Source organism: Brevibacillus sp. MCWH, assembly GCF_013096935.1.
In the GTDB taxonomy this organism is placed as follows: domain Bacteria; phylum Bacillota; class Bacilli; order Brevibacillales; family Brevibacillaceae; genus Brevibacillus; species Brevibacillus aydinogluensis.
Map to the genome: position 1 here is coordinate 1 of NZ_SDLF01000110.1, position 549 is coordinate 549.

General features: G+C 29.1%; 1 protein-coding gene. It reads right to left on the reverse strand.

The features are described from left to right. Positions 1–549 (reverse strand): hypothetical protein (locus tag ETC00_RS19600; protein ID WP_216369606.1); only part of this gene is annotated, 549 nt, incomplete at both ends.

Consider the following 549-nt stretch of genomic DNA (forward strand, 5'->3'; position numbering starts at 1 on the left):
GGTTCTGCTACTAGTGCTCCATCAAATTTTTCATCATCGTCTTCTTCTTCATTTTCAGATTCTATCCCATAATCAATGTTAACGTTGTTTCCTATAATTAGCCCTTGTTTATAATATTCTATATAAGCTCGATTTTTCAAGAAAACTGTTTGTTTAAATACTTTTTCATAAGTTGTTGCGTTTGTATATGCTCGTAAATAGACATTTTCTATGTCTTTAGTTTTTCTTTCAATACCTAACTGTAGTAAAACGTCTTTTATGTTGTATATAACAAACTTTTTATAATCTACATAAGGTAAAGTTTTAATATTAGCGTCTTCACTATAGTCTAACTTTTCATCCCCTATCTCTTTTTTGGCTACACTATTTAATGAAAATGATCTTAGCTCACCTTGTCCTTTCCGCAAAGCGGCGTATACTATCATCTGGTCTAAATATACTGTATATGACGAAATAACGAAGTAATCTGATTTGTTTTGAACTTGGAAATTTTTATGGTCTTTTTTGTAGTATAATTCTTTGATTTTAAAATCTTTATGACACATTACT